At 49.7% G+C, this 25,575-nt stretch carries 23 protein-coding genes; all 23 read left to right on the top strand.

Translation table 11 applies throughout. The annotated features are described in order from the left end of the window. Positions 1–41 precede the first annotated feature (41 nt). The 23 genes from MHI14_RS05720 to MHI14_RS05830 all read left to right on the top strand — a co-directional run bounded on the left by MHI14_RS05720 (position 42) and on the right by MHI14_RS05830 (position 25,564). The gene (locus tag MHI14_RS05720; RefSeq protein ID WP_341131676.1) at positions 42–1,007 is read left to right on the top strand and encodes a glycosyltransferase family 2 protein; all 966 of its coding nucleotides are present in this window, start codon (positions 42–44) and stop codon (positions 1,005–1,007) included. A gap of 41 nt (positions 1,008–1,048) precedes the next feature. Beyond that, entirely contained in the window at positions 1,049–2,161 is a 1,113-nt protein-coding gene (locus tag MHI14_RS05725; RefSeq protein WP_249912862.1) for a glycosyltransferase family 2 protein, read from the top strand. Beyond that, entirely contained in the window at positions 2,161–2,934 is a 774-nt protein-coding gene (locus tag MHI14_RS05730) for a glycosyltransferase family 2 protein (RefSeq protein WP_249912863.1), read from the top strand. Before MHI14_RS05725 ends, MHI14_RS05730 begins: the two co-directional genes overlap by 1 nt. Then, positions 2,931–3,662, top strand: a complete 732-nt coding sequence (locus tag MHI14_RS05735; RefSeq protein ID WP_036605812.1) for a sugar phosphate nucleotidyltransferase — start codon at positions 2,931–2,933, stop codon at positions 3,660–3,662. The genes MHI14_RS05730 and MHI14_RS05735 overlap by 4 nt, the downstream gene beginning before the upstream one ends. Before the next feature lie 707 nt (positions 3,663–4,369). Continuing rightward, a complete protein-coding gene (locus MHI14_RS05740) occupies positions 4,370–5,209 on the top strand; it encodes a GT-D fold domain-containing protein (protein ID WP_256332429.1) in 840 nt (279 codons plus the stop codon). Between the two features lie 66 nt (positions 5,210–5,275). Then, on the top strand, positions 5,276–7,003 hold the full coding sequence (locus tag MHI14_RS05745) for a glycosyltransferase family 2 protein (RefSeq protein WP_341129995.1): 1,728 nt from the start codon (positions 5,276–5,278) through the stop codon (positions 7,001–7,003). Positions 7,004–7,355: 352 nt separating this feature from the next. Next, positions 7,356–7,634: a glutaredoxin family protein gene (locus MHI14_RS05750; protein WP_091037789.1), complete on the top strand. Its 279-nt coding sequence runs from the start codon at positions 7,356–7,358 to the stop codon at positions 7,632–7,634. Between the two features lie 322 nt (positions 7,635–7,956). Continuing rightward, on the top strand, positions 7,957–9,300 hold the full coding sequence (locus tag MHI14_RS05755) for an LLM class flavin-dependent oxidoreductase (protein WP_249912865.1): 1,344 nt from the start codon (positions 7,957–7,959) through the stop codon (positions 9,298–9,300). Positions 9,301–9,430: 130 nt separating this feature from the next. Beyond that, positions 9,431–11,074, top strand: coding sequence for an ABC transporter substrate-binding protein (locus MHI14_RS05760; RefSeq protein WP_341129996.1), 1,644 nt, complete (start codon positions 9,431–9,433; stop codon positions 11,072–11,074). A 41-nt stretch (positions 11,075–11,115) separates the two neighbouring features. Further along, entirely contained in the window at positions 11,116–12,048 is a 933-nt protein-coding gene (locus MHI14_RS05765; RefSeq protein ID WP_036605816.1) for an ABC transporter permease, read from the top strand. A 60-nt stretch (positions 12,049–12,108) separates the two neighbouring features. Then, positions 12,109–13,026 (top strand): ABC transporter permease, encoded by a 918-nt coding sequence (locus MHI14_RS05770; RefSeq protein WP_091037784.1) that lies wholly within the window; start codon positions 12,109–12,111, stop codon positions 13,024–13,026. A gap of 25 nt (positions 13,027–13,051) precedes the next feature. After that, the gene (gene ssuE / locus MHI14_RS05775) at positions 13,052–13,600 is read left to right on the top strand and encodes an NADPH-dependent FMN reductase (protein ID WP_074096318.1); all 549 of its coding nucleotides are present in this window, start codon (positions 13,052–13,054) and stop codon (positions 13,598–13,600) included. 69 nt (positions 13,601–13,669) lie between these two features. Next, positions 13,670–14,542, top strand: coding sequence for a LysR family transcriptional regulator (locus MHI14_RS05780; RefSeq protein WP_017692495.1), 873 nt, complete (start codon positions 13,670–13,672; stop codon positions 14,540–14,542). 54 nt (positions 14,543–14,596) lie between these two features. Next, entirely contained in the window at positions 14,597–15,658 is a 1,062-nt protein-coding gene (locus tag MHI14_RS05785) for an LLM class flavin-dependent oxidoreductase (RefSeq protein WP_091037781.1), read from the top strand. Between the two features lie 50 nt (positions 15,659–15,708). Further along, the gene (locus MHI14_RS05790; RefSeq protein ID WP_289390291.1) at positions 15,709–16,935 is read left to right on the top strand and encodes an amidohydrolase; all 1,227 of its coding nucleotides are present in this window, start codon (positions 15,709–15,711) and stop codon (positions 16,933–16,935) included. Positions 16,936–17,263: 328 nt separating this feature from the next. Further along, entirely contained in the window at positions 17,264–18,124 is an 861-nt protein-coding gene (locus tag MHI14_RS05795; protein ID WP_341129997.1) for a diaminopimelate epimerase, read from the top strand. Between the two features lie 41 nt (positions 18,125–18,165). Continuing rightward, positions 18,166–18,960, top strand: a complete 795-nt coding sequence (locus MHI14_RS05800; protein WP_341129998.1) for an SAM-dependent methyltransferase — start codon at positions 18,166–18,168, stop codon at positions 18,958–18,960. Between the two features lie 56 nt (positions 18,961–19,016). Further along, the gene (locus MHI14_RS05805; RefSeq protein WP_341129999.1) at positions 19,017–20,303 is read left to right on the top strand and encodes an opine metallophore biosynthesis dehydrogenase; all 1,287 of its coding nucleotides are present in this window, start codon (positions 19,017–19,019) and stop codon (positions 20,301–20,303) included. A gap of 244 nt (positions 20,304–20,547) precedes the next feature. Continuing rightward, positions 20,548–22,179, top strand: coding sequence for a staphylopine-dependent metal ABC transporter substrate-binding lipoprotein (gene cntA, locus MHI14_RS05810; RefSeq protein WP_341130000.1), 1,632 nt, complete (start codon positions 20,548–20,550; stop codon positions 22,177–22,179). 13 nt (positions 22,180–22,192) lie between these two features. Next, positions 22,193–23,125, top strand: coding sequence for a nickel/cobalt ABC transporter permease (gene opp1B / locus MHI14_RS05815; protein WP_341131677.1), 933 nt, complete (start codon positions 22,193–22,195; stop codon positions 23,123–23,125). Next, entirely contained in the window at positions 23,125–24,021 is an 897-nt protein-coding gene (gene cntC, locus MHI14_RS05820; RefSeq protein ID WP_341130001.1) for a staphylopine uptake ABC transporter permease subunit CntC, read from the top strand. Before opp1B ends, cntC begins: the two co-directional genes overlap by 1 nt. Further along, the gene (cntD, locus tag MHI14_RS05825; RefSeq protein ID WP_341130002.1) at positions 24,002–24,811 is read left to right on the top strand and encodes a staphylopine uptake ABC transporter ATP-binding protein CntD; all 810 of its coding nucleotides are present in this window, start codon (positions 24,002–24,004) and stop codon (positions 24,809–24,811) included. The genes cntC and cntD overlap by 20 nt, the downstream gene beginning before the upstream one ends. Continuing rightward, positions 24,812–25,564 carry an ABC transporter ATP-binding protein gene (locus MHI14_RS05830; protein ID WP_091037766.1) on the top strand — a complete coding sequence of 251 codons (753 nt, stop codon included), beginning with the start codon at positions 24,812–24,814 and terminating at the stop codon, positions 25,562–25,564. Positions 25,565–25,575 lie beyond the last annotated feature (11 nt).

Consider the following 25,575-nt stretch of genomic DNA (forward strand, 5'->3'; position numbering starts at 1 on the left):
AACGTGTACTCCCTTGGCATGCCGATGATCGAATGCGGGAGGTGAAACTGTTGCGCAAAACCCGTACCACAGCACGTTATGCAACCCGATCCAATGTGACACGAAGAAAAACAGTGCTGAAGAAACGAAGATGGAAGTCTGGACACAAAAAGGGTACAAAGGCCTATACGTTCGTTATTCCATCCAAACAGCTGATGTCACAGGCTGAGGATAGAGTAGAGAATGGAGCGGAAAATGGCATGAGTGATGCTCCTTCACACAGGGATGTTTCTCAGCGACCGATACTCTCGGTCATTATCCCTGCTATGAATGAGGAGAAAAAGATTGGTGCAGTTGTACGTGAAGCGCTGCGGATATGCCGTGATGCTGAAGTGCTTGTCGTTGTGAATGGTTCAACAGATGGTACGGCTAAAGCAGCCAAACGGGCTGGAGCACGAGTGCTCACGTATGCAGAAGCGCTGGGGCATGATGGAGGACGAAAAGTAGGCGCAGCGGAGGCGCGCGGTCAGGTATTGTTATTTACTGATGCCGATATCGCAATTCCCGCAGAGCACCTTGCACCTTACGTGAAGGCTGTGCTGAAGGGAACGGATGTGGCACTTAACGACTACCATGGGCCGGTCACTCATCATCCCGTTCATCCGGTAGTGGAGGCCAAACACATGTTGAACAGCATACTCGCAAGATCCGATCTCCGGGGGGCATCCATGACAGCTATTCCACATGCAATAAGCCGAAAAGGACTTGAGGTCATGGGAATATCCTCACTGGAAGTTCCGCCACTCGCACAAGCCAAGGCAGTGATCGGCGGACTTCGGGTACGCGCTGTTCATCACGTACCTGTGGGTAGATTGAATGCAGTACGAATCAAAAAGCGAAGCGGAGCTGATCCGCTAAGTCAAGTGGTACTGAATGATCATATGGCAGCGATCAAGTGGATTACGGATACGCTCGGTCCCCGCGGAGGTTATACCGATCTGAAACGTGTTCGCAACTTGGCGAGGTAAGCATGTCGCATCGGATGATGCAGCATGCTGGAGGTGAGGAAATGAAGGGACGTTCAGGGGTTGTCCGCCGCAGGCGGACAGCAAATAGACAAACGACAGCAGGAAGAACAGTAATGAACAAACGTCTTAGGAACAAGAAACATGTAGATATTCAAAAAACAAGAAGAAGCCGAGTAAAGTCTGGCCAAGTAGATCTGCACTTGATGTGGAAAGCGGGGCAAGTTGCAGGAAGCGAGGCAAAGGCAAACAACACAGTATCAGAAAAACACGCACGTCTCGTGTGGAATGCACACGCGGCGAACGTTGGGGAGCTAAACAACTTCGAGCTAGCTCTGAAGGCAGGTAAGGCATTTATGCAGGGTTATACTCAGGCCTCGGGACATTCATTCCAGATCGTGCCGCTACCTCTTCGTCATTCGGCTGCTGCCGTTGTCTGTGCCTGTAATGAGGAACACACACTGGGGCAGGTGTTATTGCAACTAAAGCGGTTGCCTCTGACGGATATTATTGTGGTACTGAATGGAACGACAGATGACAGTTTGAAGCAGGTACTAAGGCAGCCGGGACTTACAGTAATCTATGAACCGGATCGGGCAGGACATGATGTGGGCCGGGCACTTGGAGCCAAGATGACGGATGCGGAGACGGTACTTTTTGTGGATGGAGATATGGTCGTCTCGGCTGAACAGCTTGCACCCTTTCTGTTCGCGGTTGATCAGGGACAGGATGTGGCGTTGAATAATCTGACGTCTTTGCTTCCTGCGTTTGCCGGGCAGGATGAGGTAAGCCGGATCAAAGCATATCTGAACCGAACATTAGGCAGGGCAGATCTTGGTTCCAATTCCATGACAGCCGTGCCTCATGCATTATCTCGTCGTATGATTCAGACCGTGAAGCCAGCATCACTGGCCGTTCCACCTAAGGCACAAAGTCTAGCTATTCAGCATGGAATGAACGTCTCGGCACCAAGTCAGGTGGATGTTATTCGTTCCAATCGGTTGCGTCCTGGTAACACGGGAAGTGGGAATGATGTCGCCAAATTGATCATCGGAGATCATCTGGAGGCACTGGCTACATTGCTGGGTACAGGTTGGAATCCAGCCCAGGCACATACACTCTCCCGTGTAGAAGTGGCTTACAGGAGGAACGCCTAATGACACTGACGAGTATGATTATCCCAACTTACAATGGTCTGGATCTGATCAGGCCCTGCATCGATGCCATACGTCAATACTCGGGCGATCCTGCGTCATATGAAATTATCGTGGTAGATAACGGTTCGACGGATGGAACGGCTGAATATTGTGCGCTGGAGCGAATTCGATTTGTAAGGTTCCCGGACAATCGGGGGTTTCCGGCAGCGTGTAACGCTGGACTTCGTGCAGCTTGCGGGGATGAGCTGTTGCTGTTGAACAATGATGTTACGGTCACGCCCCGTTGGCTGGAGAACCTGAGAACGGCTCTGTACAGTGACGCAAGTATTGGGATCACGGGTCCTGTTACGAATTATGCAAGCGGCATCCAGCAGATTGAACTGGCGTTTCGGGACATGGAACATTTTCAGGAGTTGGCCAGTTCCAATAATGTTGCGGATTCTTCAAGGTGGAGGGAAGTGCGCCGGATCGTCGGTCTCTGCATGCTGATGAAACGAGATGTCGTGGAATCGGTTGGACTGCTTGACGAGGCATATTCTCCGGGACACTATGAGGATGACGATTATTGTTATAGAGCAAGATTGCAGGGATATCGCCTGCTGGTATGTGGAGATGTTCTCGTGCATCATCAGGGAAGTGCCAGCTTCCAGAAGACAGATCCGGTAGCGTGGAAACAGCTGCTTGAGCGTAATCGTTCGATTTTTATGAACAAATGGCATGTCGATCCGCTTGAATATATGGACATATCCGATGAAGGAGGGAACGTGGAATGAAAGGTGTAATTCTTGCCGGCGGAACAGGAACTAGACTGTATCCGCTGACCCGGCTCATTAACAAACATCTGCTTCCAGTCGGTAAACATCCGATGATTATGTATGGCATCGACAGGCTCCGCCAGGCAGGCATTGATGAACTATTGATTGTGATCAACAAACATTCCGCCGGCTTATACACAGAGTATCTTGGTGGCGGAGCGGATCATGGGGTGAAGTTGACTTATCGCATTCAGGAAAAGGCAGGCGGGATTGCAGAAGCATTGGACCTGGCAACTTCCTTTATTCTTCCTGGCGAAAAATTCGTTGTGCTTCTCGGAGATAATCTCTTCAGCGATGATCTGAAGCCTTATGTGGACCGTTACATGCAGCAGCCTGCTGGTACAGCGCGAGTTCTGCTCAAAGAGGTGGATGATGCACGACGTTACGGGGTGCCTGTTTTTGATCCAAAGCATCCAGAGCGAATCTCGTACATTGAGGAGAAGCCAAGCCAGCCGAAAACCTCTTATTGTGTGACGGGCATATACATGTATGACGATCATGTATTTAACCTGATTCGCAACATTGCGCCGTCTGCGCGCGGAGAACTTGAAATTACGGATGTGAATAATCACTACGCATCTGCTGGAGGGCTGGAATACGACATTTTGCAGAAATACTGGAGTGATGCAGGTACATTTGAATCCCTTCAGGAAGCAGCTGTCCGTATGAAAGGACAATTGCCCTAAAATATATGCGACTGATGCTGCCGCTGTGCGGTGCCCCATGGGAGCAGAACACTCTGCGCCGGAGCTGGAAGGATGCTCCGGCGCTTTGCGCAGCGACAATCCTCGTGCATGCCAAAGGAGGGAATGGCGTGAGAGTAGTGACACGCAACGGGGCTGCTAGGGCCACCGTGTCAGGTAAACCCCGGGGCATCCACCCGGCCGTATTTATGGGCAGTGGCACTCCGGCAGCAGCAGATACAGGGTCTGCTGGAGTCAGAGGTGTGAAGTCAGGGAAACGTAGTACCCTGACCAAAGCGGGTACATCTGCCGGCGCATCGCATAAGGTCCGTGCAAGGAAAGCGAGCAGCACAGGCAGTGTTGTTGGCAGAGCAGGCAAAGCTGGCTCTGCGAGCGCGAGCAAAGCGGCAAAAGCCAGCCGCACCGGCAAAGGCAAAGCCGGTCTGCGCCAGGCCACTGCTTGGCGCAGGCCTGCATCAGCACGGGGCCGGCGTGCCGCTGCCCGCGCCAAGCAGCGCACGGCGATGCGCCGTGCGCCCATGCCAGCACCGCAAGCCAGCACGCCACAGGCGATGCCTGCCAGCGGTGCTGGCCCCGCACCGCGCCAGGCGACACACCCGAAGGGTGTCGCCCCCGCGGGGCGGGGAGGCGCTGCCGGCGCGAAGGCGGGCAGCGCGAAGGGTTTGCCGCCTCCGCCCGCGGAGCACGCAGTGCAGGCGGAGGCCGTGCCCGGCGGCTACGCCGAGGGCTACCGCGACGGCGTATTCGCCGGCGGGGAGGCGCTGGTGGCGCAGCACATCCCGCCGGATCACATTCTGCCTGCCGTGGCGGCGGCAGATCTGATCGCGGCGGGATTCCGCCAATACGCGCCCAGCCTGACCCGGCTGTCCAGCCCGCATGAGATGGCTGGACACATCACGGCGGCGCTGGATGCGCAGCGCCCCTTGTCTGTCGTTCGCCTCGGAGATGGCGAACTGCTCACGCTGGCAGCCGATACGGTGCTGCCAGGCCAGGAAGTGCAGGAGCTGGCACCGTTTCTGCCCTATGCAGGGGTGCCATGCTCAACCCCCGACATCCGCGCGATGCTTGCGGAAGCCATACAGGCCGCCGACTGGGTTGGCGTGCCGATCTCGCGGGCGCCGACATTCCAGGGGCTGTTATTCCCGGTATTGCGCCACTTCGGGATCGACTGGTCCCGGCTGAAATTGACCAGTTCCACGATCAATTACAGTCTGCATCAGTCCGGCCTGGTGTTGCCCTTGCTGCAAGGACGGCGGGTTCTGCTCATAGGCAGCCAGGCACCAGAGCTTGCGGCACTGCTGCATAACCGGGGGATTCATGTCACAGGCATCATTGGTTCTGTAGCAGGAGTTATGGATATACCGAGGGTGATGCAACAAACCGCAGAACATGCTTTTGATATCGCGTTGGTGGCGGCGGGAATTCCGGCGGTCATTCTGTGTCGGCGAATTGCAGGTGAACTCGGCAAGGTCGCTCTGGATTTTGGACATTTGGCCGACAAACTGGTAACAGGAGAGCTTCAACTCTAGTGGACCGTCCGGGGGCTGGTTATGTGCGTGTTGGCCTCACGGACAAGTGGAAATGGAGGGAGCAACATGAGCACACCCGATCAACAGCGCGGGGAAGAACGTCATAGCCGCAGCAACAAGGTTAAGGCTCGAAACGTCGTCCGTCGAAAGGGTCACAGTCATCTGAACATCATTCCAAATATCAGCACTCGCAGTGACAACAGCCGCAGTGAAAACAACCGGAATGGCAGCATAAGCAATGAAAAAAAAGCGGCACGCCGTGCCACACAGCACGATGTCTCGCGATCTGATATGGCAGTCCTGCATGCAGCAGGTCTTCGCTCAATGCGGAAATCCAGACGTAAAGGCAAAAGCAGGCGCACAGCCAAAGGCGCGAGGCTCTACAAACAGGGGTATACCAGAGGATACAACGAAGGTGTCCGCCAGGGACAGAGCTCGTTTGGTCTTGTTTTTGAAGGAGTTAGCATTATTATCCCCACGTACAATCAGCGGGAGTATGTGCTGAAATGTGTGTCCAGTATCGAAAAGCATACCCCTGCCCCTTTCGAAATCATTGTCGTGGATAATGCCTCCAAGGATGGAACTGCCGAGGCCATGCTCCGCAAAGGCGGCATGGTGAGGGTGGCTGCCCTGGATAAGAACCGGGGGTTTGCCGGAGGTGTCAATCATGGGCTGATGATGGCGAGAGGTCGACATATCATCGTGCTGAACAACGATACGCTCGTTACTCCAGGCTGGCTGGATAACATGATGACTTGTCTTGCCAGTGATCCGAAGATTGGTGTGGTGGGTCCGGTGACCAACTATATTGGCGGGGATCAGCAGATTCAGGTTCCGTACCGTGAGGTAGAAGAGATGTGGTCTTTTGCAGCCACACATAATCGTCCGGATGCAGACAAACATCGAATAACCGATCGCCTGGTCGGGTTCTGCTGGTTGTTCTCACGGGAGCTGCTGGAACGGGTAGGTTATCTGGACGAAGGGTACGCGGTGGGCAATTTCGAAGATGATGACTGGATCATCCGGGTGAAGCTGGCAGGATACCAGCTTGCGGTAGCCGGGGATGCCTTTATCCACCACTTCGGAAGTGTCAGTATGAAAGCCTTGGGTGAGCAAGACTTTGCTGTAGTGAATAAGGATAACGAGCAGTTTTATAGCCAAAAGTGGGGAGATCCCCATGCGCTGGTTGCCGAAACCTCCCGCTTGGCTAGACAACAAACCTCTGGTACCCCATCCGGTCAACAAGAGGATGGTGACACAAACCCAATGGATCCGCGTCAGCGAATCTCAACGCAGGGTAGCCAAGATCCAGCATTACAGTTCAGACACAGTTATGACTTCTACCCGGAAGGTTCGTTCCTGTCCGATGCCAAAGGTGATGTCTATACTTTAACCGGCGGTCGGCGACGTAAGCTGAACATCCCTGTACCGCGTGGAATATCACCTGTTCAGGTTGCCAAGCCGGACCTGCTCGCCATTCCTGCCGGAGAAGCACTGATATCAGCGGGGGACGTGCAAGGATGGCCGAGGGAATCACAACAGGTGCATACGACAGCGGTTCATGGTTCTCACAATGGCTGGGCAGAAGGAAGTATTGTTGCCGCAGTGGATGCACCCGAGATTCGATATCAGATCAGCGGAGACAAGCGGAGACGATTTGTTTCGGTCTATGCGGCAGAACGTTGGGGTGTACATTCTGGGCATATTGTCAGCGTGTCTGCAGACCAACTGGATTCGATGGAAGAAGGATGGCCCATTATTGCCCCACCTCAGCTCTTGAACCCAGATCTGTAATGTCAGGCGATCTGTTTATCCAGATTAGCAGTATGATGCGGAATGGAAAATGTAGCGGTACCCTGTGTAATCGCTCTGATTCATTCCGCATCCGAATATTACATATGAGTTGTTAGCTAGACTACTGAAGCAGAGCGATTCATTCCTGTAAAATAAGCCATCTTTCAAATTTATAATTTAATCTTTCTATTTGGTTATAGGTTTATTCTATTAGCAGATCCATTGACGCAGGAAGGGCGCAGGAGTACATTTAGAGCCATAATTCTTATTTAACAGATGGGAATTGAAGGTCTAGGGCGTTCATAGTTAATCACCCAGACCTTGATCTTAAAACCAATCAGGAGGTATGTCGATGTCATCATCAACCAAAAAAGTCGTGCTGTGGAGCAAAACAGGCTGTCATTTCTGCGGGGAAGTGAAAGCATTTCTGACAGAGCGAAACCAGCCTTTTGAGAACATTGAAGTGCAGGGAAATGACGTGTTGCGTGATGTGCTTGAAGCAAAATATGGCATTCGGCATGTACCCGTTATTGAAGTGGGAGGGGACGGCAAATTTGAAGCCTTGCTGGAACCTGATCTGGAGAAGCTGGCGGAACTTCTGGCACGAACGGACGAAGCGACAGCAGTCTAACGGGAGTTAATATATACCTTTGAAGCAAGCCGTTCCGGCTGTTGCATGATGCAAGATCGCATTTGTACAGCAGCTGGAACGTTCATAAGTTATGGCTCACTTGGGATGTAAATGGTCTTATTTACATCTTCAATGTTCATATAGAAAAAATCTATTAGTCACGCTGTTGACCCTTTTACGGGGCAGTGATAAGATTTGTGAAATTAAAACAAACCAAACTCATATGAATAGTTAACTTTTAAGTTATTTTGCATACGTAATCAGTTCAGTTGGCCCTTGATCATTCTTTTGAAGATTCTAATCCAAGGAAGGCGGAGTGCATATGACAGCGAAACGCAGTTTGAAATTTGGAGCCATTATTCATGGGGTTGGAGGAAGCAACACCACATGGAGACACCCGGAGGTTCTGTCGGATGCCAGCGTTAACTTTGGATTTTACAAACGTCAGGCACTGAAAGCGGAGGAAGGCAAGTTCGATCTGGTCTTTATCGCAGACGGTCTGTATATTACCGAGAAATCCATTCCGCATTTCCTGAATCGCTTCGAACCAATCAGTATCCTCTCCGCTTTGGCTGCCGTTACTTCACGCATTGGACTGGTGGGTACCCTCTCAACATCCTATAGTGATCCGTTCACCGTAGCCAGACAGTTCGGTTCCCTCGATCAGATCAGCGATGGCCGTGCAGGCTGGAACGTTGTGACTTCTCCGCTGGAAGGTACAGCGAAGAACTATAGTAAGAGCAGTCACCCTTCGCATCCGGAACGTTATCGCATTGCCGCAGAATATTTACAGGTAACCAAAGGGTTGTGGGACTCTTGGGAAGATGATGCCTTTGTAAGAGACAAAGAGAGCGGCGTATTCTTCGATCCATCCAAGCTGCACACGCTTAATCATGAAGGAGAGTTTTTCTCCGTACAAGGGCCGCTCAATATTGCCCGTTCACGGCAAGGACAGCCGGTGATATTCCAGGCAGGTTCATCGGAAGATGGCAAAACGCTGGCGGCGCAAGAAGCGGATGCTGTCTTTACCGGACACGATACGATTGAAGATGCACAGGCATTCTATAAGGATGTCAAAACACGGGCGGCCTCCTATGGACGTTCTGCACAGGATATTGTTATTCTGCCAGGCATCAATCCCATTGTTGGACAGACCGAAGAGGAAGCGGAACAGAAATATCAGGAGATTGCGAGCCTGGTTACCATTGATAAAGCGCTGGATTATCTGGGACGTTTCTTCGAACACCATGATTTCTCCCAATATCCGCTGGATGAACCGTTCCCGGAGCTGAATGGCATTGGAAGCAACAGTTTCCGCAGTGGAACCGACAAGATCAAGAAGGATGCCAAAGAGCAAGGATTGACCTTGCGTGAAGTGGCTCTGCGGGCAGCAACACCACGCAGCAAATTCCTGGGCACACCAGAGCAGGTCGCTGACAAGATTCAGGAATGGTTTGAGACGGAAGCAGCAGATGGTTTCATTATTGCTTCTGAGCTGCCAAGTGGATTGTCTGATTTTGTGGAACTCGTTGTTCCGATTCTGCAAGAACGCGGTCTGTATCGTACGGACTATGAACACGATACATTGCGGGGGAATCTTGGGGTACAGATTCCGGTTAACCGTTATACGGCTGCGAAGAAGCAAGTTGTATCTGATTTGGCATAACTGAGATGAACGCTATTCACTTTACACTACGTTTCGTACTACTTAAAAACCGACTTAACTCATAGGATATATAGAGTATTGGTATAAACATCAATTTAATGACACCTGTATACACAGAGGGGGAAGCGATATGAACAGGTCTATCTCATGGATGAAATATATGGCATTGGCAGCAGTATTGGTGATGGTATTATCCGGTTGTGGAGCGGCGGGAGGCAGCACGAACGGTGCAGCACAGGCTTCGGGCGGGGATCAGGCCGGGCAAGCTGAAGGAGGCAACCTGACTTTTGCACTCGCCACTTCACCGGATACGCTTGACCCTCATCGCAGTGGGCTTGCCGTAACAGTACGTGCCATCCGAACGATCTACGACAATCTGGTCGTGCAGCTGCCTGATGGTTCCATCAAACCTTGGCTCGCCACGGAATGGAGCGTATCCGAGGACGGCAAGAGTTATACGTTCAAGCTGCGTGAAGGTGTGAAGTTCCATGATGGTACACCTTTTAATGCGGAAGCCGTGAAATACAATCTGGACCGGGTGATTGATCCGGCCACCAAAGCTGCCAATTCTCTGGCCCTGATTAGACCGTACAGCTCCTCCGAAGTCATTGATGAATATACCATCAAGGTAAATCTGGAATCACCATCGCAAGCCTTTCTCGGCAACTTAAGCCAGGCGCTTCTGGGGATCGTATCCCCAACAGCTGCTCAAAAATATGGTGACCAGCTGGGTAAAAATCCGGTGGGAACAGGTCCGTATACCTTTGTGAAATGGGATGAAAATGCGGATATCGTCGTTGCCAAAAACAAGGATTACAACTGGGGACCTGAGACGGTTGAAAATAAAGCCGCGCCCCATGTGGATACGATCACATTCAAGATTGTACCGGAAGAAGCGACGCGCATCGGAAGTGTACAGAGTAATCAGGTACTCGCTGCCGAGACGGTTCCACCGCAGAATATCGCTGCATTAAAAAACGATCCGAACCAGCAATTGTTACAGGCCAATACGGTTGGACTGCCGTACACACTCTTCTTCAATCTGCGCAAAGCGCCTTGGGATGATGTGAAAGTAAGGCAGGCAGTACAATCCGCTGTAGATGTGGAATCGATTGTCAAAACATTGTATCTGGGCAACTACGAACGAGCGTGGTCTGCACTGTCTCCTGGAATCCTGGGTTATGATGCATCGCTGGAAGGAAGCATCAATCCGGACATCAACAAAGCTAATCAGCTGCTGGACGAACAAGGCTGGGTGAAAGGCGCTGACGGTATTCGTGCAAAAGACGGCCAGAAGTTGACCCTGCGTTATGTCGATGGTTCGCCCAATCGGGAGAAACGTAATGACATTGCCGCCATTATCCAGCAGCAGTTGAAACAGGTTGGTATCGCTGTTGAAGTAGAAATTACAAAAGACGTGGCAACGGTTATCTATCAGAACTGGGATTATGATCTCTATGGCAACAGTCAGGTCAATTCTGATCCAAATGCCTTGTACGCTTTCTATCATACGAGCGCAGAGGGCCAGCGTCCGACCTTATCCGGTTTGTCTGATCCGAAGATCGATGAACTGTTAGAGCAGGGAGCCGTGGAGAGTGACGCGGATAACCGTGTCGAGATCTACAATCAGATTCAACAATATCTGATTGAGCAAGCGGTAATTCTGCCGATCTATGTATTCCCGTACACCGTCGCAGCATCCAAAAAGGTCGAAGGCATCAAGTTTGATTCACTGGGGTATCCACTCTTTAACGACGTTCGCATTCAGCCCTAACAGGAACGACCAATCCAGATTCAGGAAGGAGATATCCCGGTATGGTTCAAACGATACTGTCACGACTCGCAACATCGCTTCTGGTTATTTTCGGAGCTTCGGTGCTGGTGTACTGCATCATGTATCTTCTGCCGGGTGATCCGGTTCTACTCATGCTGGACCCGTCCTCGGCTACCCCGGAGATGATCGAGAATCTGCGGGTTCAGCTTGGACTGGATCAGCCGTTCTACATCCAGTTTGCGAACTATTTTGGTGATATGCTGCGTGGGGATTTCGGTAAATCAATGATCAATTCGGATCCGGTTCTGCCAAAAATACTGGAACATTTTCCAGCCACACTGGCTTTGACCGCACTCAGCTCAATCATTGCCATCACGATTGGAATTACACTTGGTGTATTGTCTGCGATTCATCGCAATGGCGTGATTGATTTCGTCGCCCGGCTCGTTGGACTGTTCGGCATTTCCATGCCAACCTTCTGGACGGGGATACTGCTCATCCTGTTATTTTCAGTACAGCTTGGCTGGTTCCCGGCGATGGGTTCCGACGGATTCAGCTCACTGGTTCTTCCGGCTGCCACACTGGGTCTTGTGGGTGCAGGATTTATTGTACGGATGGTGCGTAACAGCATGCTGGAAGTGATCAATGAACCGTTTATCGTGGCATTACGGGCCAAAGGACTTTCGGAACGTGCCATCATGTATGGTCATGCACTGCGTAATGCGCTTATTCCTGCAGTAACGGTAATCGGCATGCTGATCGGTGATCTGCTTGCTGGAACCGTGGTGGTGGAGACCGTTTTCTCCAGACAAGGAATCGGCCGGATTATTGCAGATGCGCTAATGGCCAAGGATCTGCCAGTGGTGCAAGGTGTCGTCTTTTTTACCTCAATTATCTATGTCGTCTTGAACTTGCTGGTGGATATCTCGTATTCGTACATTGATCCCCGGGTTCGGCGTGCAGTCCGCACATGATATTGGATGGAACAGTCAGAAGTGTCCTGACGCGGAGTATGAAAGGAGGAGTTGGTGCTCATGAGCATGAAACCTTTGGCTGGTGACAAAAAAGCATGGGCGGGCAGTGTAGGACGTATCCGTCTGTGGAATCGCCGCCCTTGGCGTTATCGCGTTTCATTCGCGGTATCCCGATTATTCTTTTATGCAGCATTGCTGGTGGTGGTATTTACCGTGGCATGTGCGATTGTGCCAGGCTGGATTGCGCCCTATGATCCAACTCAGATGATGACGGATGCCATCCTGCAGGCTCCCTCTGCTGCGCACCTGTTCGGGACGGACTATTTTGGCAGAGATATCTTCAGCGTGGTTGTACATGGGAGCAGAGATTCATTGCTCATTGGATTCGCCTCGGTACTTGTAGGCGGGATTGTTGGCAGTGCTCTTGGTATTATCTCCGGTTATGCCGGAGGTATTGTTGATACCATCACCATGCGGGCTGTTGATATTCTGATGGCTGTACCCGGCGTACTGCTTGCATTATCTGTTGCAGCTGCTCTCGGGCCAGGACTGATGAATATTGCACTGGCTGTTGCGGTTTCCTCCATTCCGGGCTACGCACGGGTGATGCGTGGGCAGGTCATATCAGTTAAAGGTCTGCCTTTCATTACAGCGACACGTTCACTGGGCGGTTCCAATACACGTATTTTCTGGAAACATGTACTGCCACATTCGTTGTCACCCTTGCTGGTCATGGCTACGCTGGGCGTAGGGACATCAATTCTAACGGGCTCCGGACTCAGTTTTCTGGGACTTGGGGTGTTGAAGGAAATACCGGATTGGGGCGCATTGCTCTCACAAGGAAGAGGTTATCTGACGGTTGCCTGGTGGATCTGTACGTTCCCGGGACTGGCGATCACTTTGTTTGTACTGGCGGTTAATCTGATTGGAGACGATATTCGCGATCGGCTGGACCCCAAAGTAAAAGGAGCGGCCTGACCGCTATACCAAGGAGGAATACGTTATGTCACATGTTGTCATTATTGCCGGATCACCTTCCAAACGTTCGCGTTTGACAGGTCTGACGGATTACAGCAGCCAAAAATTAACGGAGGCAGGCATCACCGTTGAAGTCATTCATGTTGTGGATCTTCCCGCTGAGGATCTGGTGCAAGCCCGGTTTGACAGCTCATTCATTCGTGATGCACTTGCTGTCGTGGAAGCGGCGGATGCAGTTATTGTGGCTACGCCGGTATATAAGGCATCTTACTCGGGAGTGCTCAAACTGTTCCTGGATCTGATTCCGCAAGAGGGGCTACGGGGTAAGTTGACACTTCCGCTCGTTATCGGTGGTTCTATTGCTCATCTGCTTGCCATTGATTATGCATTGAAGCCTGTACTGGCAGCCCTTGGTGGAAGACATATCCTTGGTGGGGTCTACGCTGTGGATCAGGGGATTGAACGATTGGATGATGGAAAGTTCGTACTCTCGGCGGATATTACTACACGTCTGGATCGCTCGCTGGATGAATTGATATTGACACTGGAAAAGGATGGGATTACGATATCATAAAACCAAGTAAATATATTGGATAAATCAATATAAGATCAAACGTCTGCGGACGTGGATACGGAGGCGCTCATGAATATCGAGAATATTGAAGCATTTGTATATATCAATCATTATGGAAGCTTCAATAAGGCTGCCGAAGTACTCTTCTTGTCCCAACCTTCGGTCACAGCTCGCATTCAGTCACTGGAAAGGGAGCTGGGCTGCAAGTTGTTTGATCGGCTTGGCAAGCAAATCGTGCTGACAGAGGAAGGTAGGAAATTCCTGCCATATGCGCAGCAAGTGCTGCAAGTGATTCAGAAGGGCAAGCAGAAGATTCAGCAACGGCGATCAACACCGGATGCGCTTCGGCTCGGTAGTACAGTATCGGTGTCCAATTATGTCATTCCTGATTTTCTACCCAAGATCAAGGAAGCTTACCCCGAAATTAACATCAAATTGACGACAGCAACGACGGATCAGCTGATTGCCAAACTGCTTGGTCAAGAGATCGATCTTGCTTTTGTGCGCAAGGTCATGCATCCTGCGATCCGTACGGTTGCTTTTTATGAAGATCCGATCCAGCTCTATGTGTACAAAGGGCATCCATTCATTGAGAGCGGGCATGTCAGCATGGAAGCCATCCGGAATGAGCAACTGGTCTTTTTTGAATGTGGTTCACTGGACTGGCTTCGCATTCACCGGGCTTTCGACTCGCTGGAACATCCGCCGAATATTACATACCATGTCGATAATTCGGAGACGGCGAAGAAACTGGTTATGCAAGGGGCAGGTATTGCCTTTCTCCCGGGACTTACGGTGAAGAAGGAAGTGCAGAATCAGGAGTTGTTCCCCATTCAGGTACATGAGGTAGCAGGTGTATCGTTGCAGATCAGCGTTGTCACGTTAAAAGAAGAATATTCGCCATTGGCAGAGCCCTTCGGGGAACTGCTGCGGCAGTTATAGATTGTTTGTAAGATTCAAGAACAGCGGTTCAGCACAATCAAGGAGGAGAAGGATATGAGTATTCGTGTTGGCATTTTGGATCAGACCCCTATCTATGAAGGGGAAACGGCAGTGGATGCTTTTCGGCATACAATTGAGCTGGCACAGCGGGCAGAGCAGCTTGGATTCCATCGGTTCTGGGTATCGGAGCACCATGATTCCGGGCATGTTGCAGGTTCCTCCCCGGAGGTACTCATCTCCCACTTGCTTGCGCATACAAAGCGGATTCGGCTGGGGTCTGGCGGAGTAATGCTCCAGCATTATAGTCCATACAAAGTCGCCGAGAATTTCAATATCCTCGCAGCGCTCGGACCCGGAAGAGTTGACCTGGGAATCGGTCGTGCACCAGGTGGATTACCCCGTTCAACACAGGCGTTACAGGAAGGTATTCAGGAAGCTGCATCTCTGCAAGAGAAAATTGTTCAGGTGAAACGATACATCCACAATGAGCCGCTTGAAGATCCATCACATCCACTTGCAGGTCTCAGTGCCTCGCCAGTGTCCGACATTCCAGCGGAACTGTATGTGCTTGGAGCAAGTGTCGATAGTGCAAGCATGGCTGCGGAACTGGGACTCCCATATGTCTTTTCACTGTTCATTAACAGTAATATAGAGGTAGCGCTTCAAGCGATCCGTGTATATCGTGAACAATTTGATCGTTCCCAGGGACGGGAGCCTTACGCTGCATTAGCCATATCGTTAATTGTGGCCGAGAGTGAGGAAGAAGCGGAAGGACTTGCGAGTGAGCATATGCTGGTGAAGATTCATCTGGAGAGTGGAAAGGTGCTGACCGTTGGTTCTGTGGAGCAGGCGGAAGAATTCGGACGTCAATCAAACGAAACCTATCGGATCGAAATTCTGGAGCCAAGTGTGACCCGGGGTACAAAAGAAACCGTAGGTCAGGCACTGTTGAAGTTCCAGCAGGATTTTGCCGTGGAAGAGTTCATTGTGACTACAGCTACACGGGACTTTGCCAAGCGAATTCGTTCATTCGAATTGTTGCGTGAGATTCTGGCAGAGCAGGGACTCAGTGAATTTGCACTGGAATCCAAGGAACAGGAAGCTGCAATCGGATAGAAGTAGGCAGTTAATATAGCAGTGAATATATATGAATGGGAGGCCATGTGATGAAAAGTGATCTGGAACAGCCTAAACAACAGGCTGAGCAACAAGTACAGGGCCCCGAGCATGAACTTCACGGTGAACGGGCGGAAGAATTTGCGGAACGTTTAATCACCATTCGGCGACATCTGCATCGCAACCCGGAATTGTCCGGCGAGGAAAAGGAGACGACAGCAGCCATTCGCAGTTGGCTGGAAGAGGAAGGCGTCCGTATTGCAGACGAATATGCGCTGAGGACAGGGCTTGTCGCTGAAGTAGGCCAAGGGGACGGACCTGTTGTTGCCCTAAGAGCAGATATTGATGCGCTGCCCATTCAGGAAGAGACAAAGCTGGAATTTGCCTCCCAGGTAGATGGAAAGATGCACGCTTGCGGACATGACGCACACACGGCAATTCTGATTGGTGCTGCACGATTACTGAAACAGCGCGAGTCCAGTTTGCCGGGAAAAGTACGGTTGATATTCCAGCCCTCGGAGGAAAAAGCAACGGGTGCTCGGCAAGTGATCCAGAGCGGCGCATTGTCCGATGTTCGGGCGGTATTCGGATTACATAACAAGCCTGATCTCCAGGTAGGTACGGTGGGCATTCGGGAAGGCGCATTGATGGCAGCAGCAGACGGTTTTGTTGTCAAAGTGGAAGGTGTAGGTACCCATGCAGCCGTGCCTGAAGCCGGCATTGATCCAATCGTGGTTGCCGCACATATTGTTACGGCATTACAGGCCATTGTGAGTCGTAATGTGGGAGCACAGGAGAGTGCCGTAATCAGCGTCACCAAGCTCCACAGCGGCACAGCCTGGAACGTTATTCCGGATGAAGCGATCCTCGATGGCACGGTACGTACCTTTGATGAGAAAGTGCGTGCACGGATTCGCGAGCGTTTCAATCAGGTGGTAGCGGGTGTTGCGGCGGCCTATGGCACACGTGCTACGGTTCGCTGGATTCAGGGACCACCTGCCGTGGTCAACGATGAAGCACTGACATCTGCGGCGGAGCAAGTTGCAAGTGAGATTGGATTGAATAGTGTTAGACCGCTACCTTCTCCAGCAGGTGAGGACTTCTCTTTTTATCAAAAAGAAGCTCCCGGCCTGTTTCTCTTCCTGGGCACCTCTGGCCCGCATGAGTGGCATCACCCTGGCTTTGATGTGGATGAACAGGCATTGCCGCTCGGAGCACATCTTCTGGCTGCACTGGCTGAGAAAGCACTGCACAATGTGCAAGCACATCAAGAGTGATGAGTATAGTGAATCACTGGATCATATCCAGATCGAAACGGTTCCGTTCGACGGCAACCGTTTTTCGTATTTTTTTGATAAGAGCGGTCTCGGGACGACGAGTCGTTGAATCTTAATATATGGTGTAGTTATGGCTAGGGTTGGCGCAAAAGCGTCAGCTCTGTTTGGGTTTTCTTACAGGAAGGGCAGCTAAAGGTATTGTTAAATTTTATTTTTTTTAATGGAAATATTTGTTGACGCTCCCCAAAAGGATGTGCTATATTTTTCTCGACCTTTAATCGTAATAATTACTATTAGATAAAAAAGAAGAACAGGAGTAGTCGCTGCGATGAAACAGGAGATCGATTTTATCAAGTTCAGTCCCACTCAAAACATGACGATTCTGGTTAAAACGGATCATGCAGCAGAGAAATACAATCATATTGCGACTCGTCTAATGTCGTATGATAACGTTTACGCTGAGCAAGTGGGATTCATTGAACCAACGAGGAGACCGGAAGCTGCTGCCCGTTTGGAAATGGCCGGAGGCGAGTTCTGTGGCAATGCCTGCATGGCACTTGCAGCACACCTCGCATCTGAAGCAGGACTGGTACAACAGGAGTCTATGGATATCATGCTGGAGGTTTCCGGAACCGATCAATTGATCATGTGCCATGTGAAGAAGCAGCAGAACGAATACAACTGCCAGGTAACCATGCCGGTTCCGAAGCAGATTGAGCAGCGAACAATCCGGTACGAAGGCATCGAGCTCGATATGGTGATCATCCGGTACGCTGAGTTCATCCATATCGTGATTGAAGTCGATGACTTCGACGATACGATGAAAAAGAGGGCACAGACCCTTGCAAGGTTACTGGGACTAACCCTGGGAGATAAGCTGATCGGTATCTTGTTATATCAATCACACTTGGAAGAAATGGCCCCACTCATCTATGTTCCAGAGCTGGATAGTCTGATCTGGGAGAGAGGATGCGGTTCGGGTACGGCCTCTGTGGGAGCCTATCTTGCATGGAGCCAGCAGAGGGAGATTACACAGTATATCAAGCAGCCCGGTGGTGCGATCAAAGTGATAGCTGAGTGGAATGGCGCAGAACTTGTGAGCATTACGATTGAGGGATCGGTAGGCATCGTGGCACAGGGCAAAGCCTACATAGATGCTCCAGCAGAATGGAGCGTTATAAACGCATGAGGTACATGACATGATCGAGACAACGTATTGGGGGAAAAGAAATGATCACATTGGTTCATTTTCAGACATGTTTGAGTGAATTTGCAGAGAAATTTGATAAGCTCGCGAGCAAGTATGATCATACGATTCTGCATAGTTCGGAGCTGGAGGCTGTGATCAATGACTACTCCCGCTTTGTGACCGATCAGGAGAATAAGGCAGCCTGGGAACAGTTGGAGCATTCCGAGCTGGAAGAACTGGATTCGCTTGTGTGGCAGTTAAGAAATAAATCCGCCCAGTGTGTGGCGATCATGGAGAAATATCGTGCATTAAAGTTAGAGAACGGGGATGTGCAGATTGCCGATTATTTCAAAAACATAGAAGAGTGTATCGATAAAGAATTTGGCAGCTTCCATGTCACCTCCGATTCCAGAGTGTTGTTGGTAGGCTCCGGTTCATTCCCAATGACACCATTACTCATCGCCAAGCGAACAGGTGCACAGGTTGTCGGGATCGATATTGATGAAGAGTCCATTACACTCGGGCGAAAAGTGGTGGAGACACTGGGCACGGGTTTGAAGATTCGTTTGGAGTCAACCTTGCTGGAGGATCTGGATTATACCAGGGAAGCAACCCATATCATTTTCAGCTCTACGGTGGCCCCTAAATATGAGCTGCTTGATCAACTGCATGCCCTGACGAATGCACAGGTGGTTGTAGCCATGAGATACGGTGATCAATTGAAGTCGTTGTTCAATTATCCGATGAGAGCGACGGACAGCAGCAAATGGAAGCTGGTGGATACCATCCTGCGCCCGGATGATGTGTTCGATATTGCGTTGTACCAGAAAGCATAGGTATGCAAGTGCGTCCAAATGGATTACAGATTGAACTTTGAATTAAGGAGGCTTATATGAGCAATCTTCAGCGAATTCTGTTACTTGGAACCGGGCCTGCATCCATTCAGCTTGCGGTAACGCTCAAAGATCATCTCAACTGCTTAATAGGCATTGCGGGGAGACAATCGGTTCGTTCAGCGTCCGTATTCTCAGCCCTCGAACAGAGCAATCAACGTATTCAGGTCAGCATTCAAAATGAGAAACATCAATCGCTCGCAGGTGAGTGTTTCGTTGATCATGTGTTCAAGGGATATGACACCATTGAGGGGGAATGGGATACACTCATTTTGGCGGTTACCACCGATGCTTATATCGATGTATTGGAAAAAATGAAAAATGAATTCATCAAACAACTGAAATGTATCATTTTGATTTCTCCAACGTTTGGGTCGAATCGACTCGTGACCCATTATATGAGAGAGCGGAATGCAACGCCGGAAGTGATCAGTTTCTCTACCTACCTTGGAGATACCCGTTGGATGCACGAACATCCGTCCAATCATGTGATTACTACAGGGGTCAAGAAAAAGGTCTATATCGGTTCCACTCGTTACCCGTCTGAACAGGTCAGTATGTTACGCCAAGTTTATGAACGTTTGGGTATTGCGCTGGAAGTGATGCGATCTCCACTGGAGGCGGAAACGAGAAATATCTCGTTGTACGTGCATCCACCCTTGTTCATGAATGACTTCTCATTAGAAGCCATCTTTGGAGCTCCAGATACTCAGAAATACGTATACAAGATGTATCCTGAAGGTCCGATTACACAAGTTTTGATACGGGAAATGCGGGCACAGTGGCAGGAGATTATGAATATTACGGACCGACTTGATATTCAGGGAGTGAACCTGCTTCAATTCATGACGGATGACAACTATCCGGTTCGATTAGAGAGTATATCACGCCAGGATATCGAGAATTTCAATCAGCTGCAGGTCATTCATCAAGAGTATTTATTATACATACGGTACACTTCATTATTGATTGATCCATTCTCGGAACCCGATTCGGAAGGGAAATATTTCGACTTTTCAGCAGTCCCATTCCGTCAAACGTTCATGAACCGCGAAGGGGAACTGGACATCCCCCGTATGCCCAAGGAAGATTACTACCGCATCAAAATCATTCAGGGCATTGCCAGACATCTCGATGTGAGCTGTCCAACCATTGATCAATTCATCGCCAGATATGAAGCGAAGCTTCAGGAAGTGGCTGACGCCAACCCGGATCAACGCTTGTCCGACGCCTTTGCGATTCAATCCTTTGACGAGGATATCCGCATGATTTGCACCGGACTTTGACTTTGAGTAATTGGGTTAATTACATCTCAAATTAATCAAGTTGAACCTGATGTTTACATCATAACGAAGAGTGCAGAACCAATCTGAAGAAGCGAAGCGGTCGCCTTTATCCCCGGATTTTCTCTTTGGAAAAGAGATCAAAAAAATCTGGGGATAACAGTGATCGGAAGATGGTACTGCAATCGGAGTTGCCCGATGTAACCTACGAGGTCTGCTTGTAATTTCATCATCAGGAGGAAATGTTGTGAATAAAGGTAGTACTTTTAAATGGTTATTATTGCTGGTATCTGCCATTGTGCTGCTCGTCGGATGCGGACAGCAGAGCACAAAAGAAAAAGAGAGCGCCCAAACGGAGCCTGCCAATAGCCAGGTACAAACGGAACTTATCTATGCTTCTGCCAAAGATATTAATGATATGAACCCCCATCTGTATACAGGCTCTATGCCTGCGCAAGGGATGGTATACGAGTCTCTGGTGGAGAACACGCCTGACGGAATCAAGCCATTGCTGGCGGAATCATGGGATATTTCCGAGGATGGGAAGACCTATACCTTTCATCTGCGACAAGATGTGAAATTCCATGATGGAGAGCCGTTCAACGCAGAGGCGGTTAAACAAAATATCGATGCAGTACAGGCGAATGCCGAAAAACATGCCTGGATCAAGCTGTCTACCAAAATCACAAGTGTAAAAGTTTTAGATGAGCACACGGTGGAGCTGACGCTATCGGAAGCCTATTATCCGGCACTGGTGGAATTGTCCATGACAAGACCTTACGTCTTCATATCACCCAAGGATTTCAAGGATGGCGGAACCAAAGACGGAGTAAGTGGTTTCCACGGTACAGGACCTTACAAGCTTACTGCTCATAAAGTCGAAGAGAATGCCACGTTTGAAGCCAATGAAGACTATTGGGGTGGTGCACCTGCAATCAAGAAGATCACATCCAAGGTCCTTCCGGCAGGTGAAACAACATTCCTGGGATTGCAAAAGGGAGAGATCAACTTTGTGTTCACCGATGACCGGGGAGCAGATAGTATCGATGTCGAAGCCATGGACCAATTGGCTGAATCCGGTGGTTATCAAGTGGTTCGAAGTGAAGCGATGAATACCAATATGATCGTAGCCAATAGCAGTCGCGAGAATAGTCCGGTTCAGGAAACGGCAGTGCGGGAAGCGCTATGGGTTGCCATTGATCGCGAAACGATCAGTAAGGATATTTTCAACGGAACGCAGACTGTAGCGGACACGCTATTTTCAGCCAATGTCAATTACGCCAAGGTAGACCTGAAGAAACGGGAGTATGATCCGGAAATGGCTAAAAATCTTTTGGACCAAGCTGGCTGGACATTGGCAGATGGTAAAGAGGTGAGAACGAAGAACGGTCAGCCTTTAGCCATGAAACTATACTATGACAGCAACTCGTCTTCACAGAAAATACAGGCTGAATTGATCCAGTATTCGATGAAAGAATTGGGTGTTCAGCTTGAGATTGTGGGCGAAGAATCCACTTCCATTGCGAATCGGAGAGCCACCGGGGAATATGACCTGCTCTTTAATCAAACCTGGGGACTGGCCTATGATCCACAAAGTACCATTGCGGCATTTACATCCGATTCGGCATACAAGCATACGACAAGCGGAATTGCCAAAGCAGATGAATTGTACAAAAAAATCGATGCGGTCATGGTTTCCACGGATGAGGCTTCACGCCAATCCCTGTATGCCGACATTATGAAGATCGTCCATGATGAAGCAGTCTTCATCCCAATTACCAATGGACGTGTCACCGTAGTCGCTCCTGAAAATCTCGATGGAATCTCATTCAAGCAGACCCAATATGAACTACCTTTTGAAAAAATGAATTTTAAATAGAGCGGAGATGGATATGGGAAGTTATATCGTCAAAAGGATTCTGTTAACCATCCCTTTACTGATTATCATTTCATTTATAACGTTTGTTCTGATTAATCTATCTCCCTTGGACCCGGCGGTTGTTGTGTTACAGGCACAGGAAGTTCCGCAGATCACAGAGGAATTAATTGCCCAGACCAACAAGGCATTGGGGTTCGATCAGCCGTTCATGATCCAGTATGTGAACTGGATTATGGCTGTTGTGCAGTTGGACTTTGGCAATTCTTATGTATCTGGTGAACCCGTATGGTCATTGATGGGGCCGGCTTTTATGAACACATTGAAGTTAACGCTTGTCTCATCGGTATTCATTATTGCGCTGTCCATTCTGCTGGGTGTGATCTGTGCCATGAGAGAAGGCAAGTTGCTGGATCGATCGGTCAGAGGCGTATCATTTTTCCTTACCGCCATGCCATCCTACTGGCTTGCAGCCATGATGATCTGGTATTTTTCCGTCAAGCTGGACCTGTTACCTACCAGCGGCATGGACTCGTATCGAATCTACATTCTACCGGTGATTGTAATCACGGTGAGTTATACAGGCATTTATTTCCGAACGGTTCGAAGTTCCATGCTGAGCAATATGAATGAGGACTATGTATTATATGCAAGGGCAAGCGGTCTGAGCGAAAAGAAAGTAACCCTGCATATTCTGAGAAATTCATTACAGGTGGCTGTGTCCATCTTTTGCATGGCGATCCCGATCGTGCTGGGCAGTACGGTGGTCATTGAAAATGTATTTGCCTGGCCGGGGCTCGGAAGGCTCAGTGTAAAATCCATTTTAAGCAGGGATTTTCCGATTATTCAGGCGTATGTTCTGATGTTGGCTGTAACCTTTGTCTTGTTTAATACGTTATCCGACATCATTAATGCGGCGATGAATCCCCGGTTGAGAAAGGAATTCTGATGCGAATACTGAAAAATCTGATCAAAGACAAGCTTGCGATGACCTCTTTGGTAGTGATTATGGTCACGATTATGGCGGGCGTACTGGCTCCGCTTATTGCGCCGCATGATCCTGGACAAGTGAACATGAAGCTTCGGTATGCCTCCTCATCCTGGGATTATCTATTAGGCAATGATCATCTGGGTAGATGTGTATTATCTCGGCTTATCTATGGCATCCGTCCAAGTGTGTTATGGGTTCTGGTTGCGCTGAGCCTTTCTGTTCTGATCGGGGCCATTGTTGGATTCATCGCAGGTTACTTCAAGGGGAAAGTGGATGCGTGGATCATGAGAGTCTGTGACATTATGCTTTCTTTCCCCGGATACGTAATGACACTGGCGGTGGTTGGCATTCTGGGTGCAGGACTGGAGAATATTTTGATTGCCTTTGTGTGGATGAAATGGGCCTGGTTTGCCCGCGTTATTCGAACATCTGTGATGCAATTCTCTGATATGGATTATGTAAAATTCGCTAAAGCCTCCGGCACGCCTAATCTGAGAATTATAACCAAACATATTGTTCCGGTTACATTTGCCGATATTGCTGTCATTGCCAGCGGTTCCATGTGTTCGATGATGTTGCAGATCTCCGGCCTTTCCTTTCTGGGGCTTGGAATCCAGGCTCCGCATGCGGAGTGGGGCATGATGCTCAATGAGGCGAGGGAAGTCATGTTCTCCAGACCTGAATTGATGTTGGCACCAGGCCTGGCCATTGTGGTGGTGGTGTCTGCCTTTAATTTTTTATCGGATGCGCTTCAAGTGGCTTTGGACCCCAAATTGATGACCTCTCAAGGTAAGTCTGACAAGTCTTACGAAAGTGAGGTGAGAAAGGCCGCTTATGAATATAGTCGAGGTTAAACATTTAAAAGTATGGGACAGCAATACAGGCAAAGTGATTATTCATGACAGTTCATTTGAAGTCAAACAGGGAAGCTGTATGGCCATCGTGGGGGAAAGTGGTAGTGGGAAGTCCGTTACGTGCAGGGCTATCATGCGACTGAACAAGCCATGGATTCGCCAATCGGGCACAATGTTATTTCAGGGCGAAGACCTGAACCAGCTTTCGGAACCGGAGATGCGGCGTAAGCGGGGCAAGCATCTGTGTATGATTTTGCAGAATGGCATGAGTGCATTTGATCCTTCCTGTGTCATTGGTGTGCATATCCGGGAGACGCTTCAGCAGCATTTTGGCTGGAACACCCGCGTGATTGAACAGAAAATCATCCATGCCATGGAAAGCGTCATGCTCAGAAACCCACGCGAGATTCTGAATCAATATCCACATCAACTGTCTGGTGGGATGCTGCAACGAATCATGATTGCACTGGCGTTGGTGCTTGAGCCCGATCTGATTATTGCGGATGAGCCGACAACGGCACTGGATACGATCTCTCAATATGAAGTGGTGGAGCAATTGATTCAATTACGTGAACGCATGGGCTGTTCCATGATGTTCATCTCCCATGATCTCGGCGTCGTCCAGAAGATTGCAGATGACGTGATGGTTATGAAAGACGGCAAGATCGTTGAGCGTGGCAGCATGCATTCTGTTTTGACAGAGCCGAAGCATGCCTATACGCAGTATCTGGTCTCTACCCGGCTGGAGCTAAGCAATCATTTTAAGGCGTTGATGCAGGGGGAGTCATAGATGCTAAAGGTGGAAGGTATCGAAAAATCATATAACCAAGGCGGACTGTTCTCCAAGCACAAACAACAAGTTTTGAAACAGGTTACCTTTGAATGCCAGCAGGGCGAGTGTCTCGGTATCATCGGTGAGAGCGGAAGCGGTAAATCTACGTTGGGCCGTCTGATTCTGGGCATTGAACGCCCGGATCGTGGAACGATCTCGCTCGATGGTAAAGACGTACAGGATCGACGTGTACGGATGGGTAACATCAGCGCCGTTTTTCAAAATTATACGTCCTCCATCAATCCGTTTCTTACCGTGGAAGCTGCCATTATGGAACCGATGCAAGCACAGCAAAAGCTGCGAAAGGATCAGGGTAATTCAGAGAAGGTGGATCTGTTGCTGAGCCAAGTTGGACTGGACCCTTCCTATAGATCCAAATATCCGCATGAACTATCCGGCGGGGAGGCTCAGAGAGTGTGCATTGCCAGGGCCATCTCCACCGCCCCCAAATGCATTGTGTTTGATGAAGCGATCAGTTCACTGGACGTGTCTGTTCAGATTCAGGTGTTGCAATTGTTGAAAGAGCTGAAAGAAATCTACAAGCTGAGCTATGTTTTTATCACGCATGATATACAGGCGGCAGCCTATATCTGCGACAGGGTGATCATTTTCAGAGAGGGACAGGTTGTAGAAATCGTTCCGACCAAGCAACTTAAGGACGTACAGTCCGATTATGCGAAGCGATTATTGAAGCATTTAATACCATTTTAGGAGGAGCCCCA

It is taken from the genome of Paenibacillus sp. FSL K6-2393, assembly GCF_038002545.1.
Taxonomy (GTDB): domain Bacteria; phylum Bacillota; class Bacilli; order Paenibacillales; family Paenibacillaceae; genus Paenibacillus.

Excerpts from the sequence above, each read along its gene's own strand:
- MHI14_RS05785 (WP_091037781.1), top strand. The coding sequence starts at position 14,597 with ATGAGTATTCGTGTTGGCATTTTGGATCAGACCCCTATCTATGAAGGG.
- cntC (WP_341130001.1), top strand. The coding sequence starts at position 23,125 with ATGCGAATACTGAAAAATCTGATCAAAGACAAGCTTGCGATGACCTCT.
- MHI14_RS05795 (WP_341129997.1), top strand. The coding sequence starts at position 17,264 with ATGAAACAGGAGATCGATTTTATCAAGTTCAGTCCCACTCAAAACATG.
- MHI14_RS05805 (WP_341129999.1), top strand. The coding sequence starts at position 19,017 with ATGAGCAATCTTCAGCGAATTCTGTTACTTGGAACCGGGCCTGCATCC.
- MHI14_RS05725 (WP_249912862.1), top strand. The coding sequence starts at position 1,049 with ATGAAGGGACGTTCAGGGGTTGTCCGCCGCAGGCGGACAGCAAATAGA.
- MHI14_RS05770 (WP_091037784.1), top strand. The coding sequence starts at position 12,109 with ATGAGCATGAAACCTTTGGCTGGTGACAAAAAAGCATGGGCGGGCAGT.
- opp1B (WP_341131677.1), top strand. The coding sequence starts at position 22,193 with ATGGGAAGTTATATCGTCAAAAGGATTCTGTTAACCATCCCTTTACTG.
- MHI14_RS05755 (WP_249912865.1), top strand. The coding sequence starts at position 7,957 with ATGACAGCGAAACGCAGTTTGAAATTTGGAGCCATTATTCATGGGGTT.
- MHI14_RS05765 (WP_036605816.1), top strand. The coding sequence starts at position 11,116 with ATGGTTCAAACGATACTGTCACGACTCGCAACATCGCTTCTGGTTATT.
- MHI14_RS05745 (WP_341129995.1), top strand. The coding sequence starts at position 5,276 with ATGAGCACACCCGATCAACAGCGCGGGGAAGAACGTCATAGCCGCAGC.
- ssuE (WP_074096318.1), top strand. The coding sequence starts at position 13,052 with ATGTCACATGTTGTCATTATTGCCGGATCACCTTCCAAACGTTCGCGT.
- MHI14_RS05830 (WP_091037766.1), top strand. The coding sequence starts at position 24,812 with ATGCTAAAGGTGGAAGGTATCGAAAAATCATATAACCAAGGCGGACTG.
- MHI14_RS05735 (WP_036605812.1), top strand. The coding sequence starts at position 2,931 with ATGAAAGGTGTAATTCTTGCCGGCGGAACAGGAACTAGACTGTATCCG.
- MHI14_RS05790 (WP_289390291.1), top strand. The coding sequence starts at position 15,709 with ATGAAAAGTGATCTGGAACAGCCTAAACAACAGGCTGAGCAACAAGTA.
- MHI14_RS05750 (WP_091037789.1), top strand. The coding sequence starts at position 7,356 with ATGTCATCATCAACCAAAAAAGTCGTGCTGTGGAGCAAAACAGGCTGT.
- MHI14_RS05800 (WP_341129998.1), top strand. The coding sequence starts at position 18,166 with ATGATCACATTGGTTCATTTTCAGACATGTTTGAGTGAATTTGCAGAG.
- MHI14_RS05760 (WP_341129996.1), top strand. The coding sequence starts at position 9,431 with ATGAACAGGTCTATCTCATGGATGAAATATATGGCATTGGCAGCAGTA.
- MHI14_RS05780 (WP_017692495.1), top strand. The coding sequence starts at position 13,670 with ATGAATATCGAGAATATTGAAGCATTTGTATATATCAATCATTATGGA.
- MHI14_RS05730 (WP_249912863.1), top strand. The coding sequence starts at position 2,161 with ATGACACTGACGAGTATGATTATCCCAACTTACAATGGTCTGGATCTG.
- cntD (WP_341130002.1), top strand. The coding sequence starts at position 24,002 with ATGAATATAGTCGAGGTTAAACATTTAAAAGTATGGGACAGCAATACA.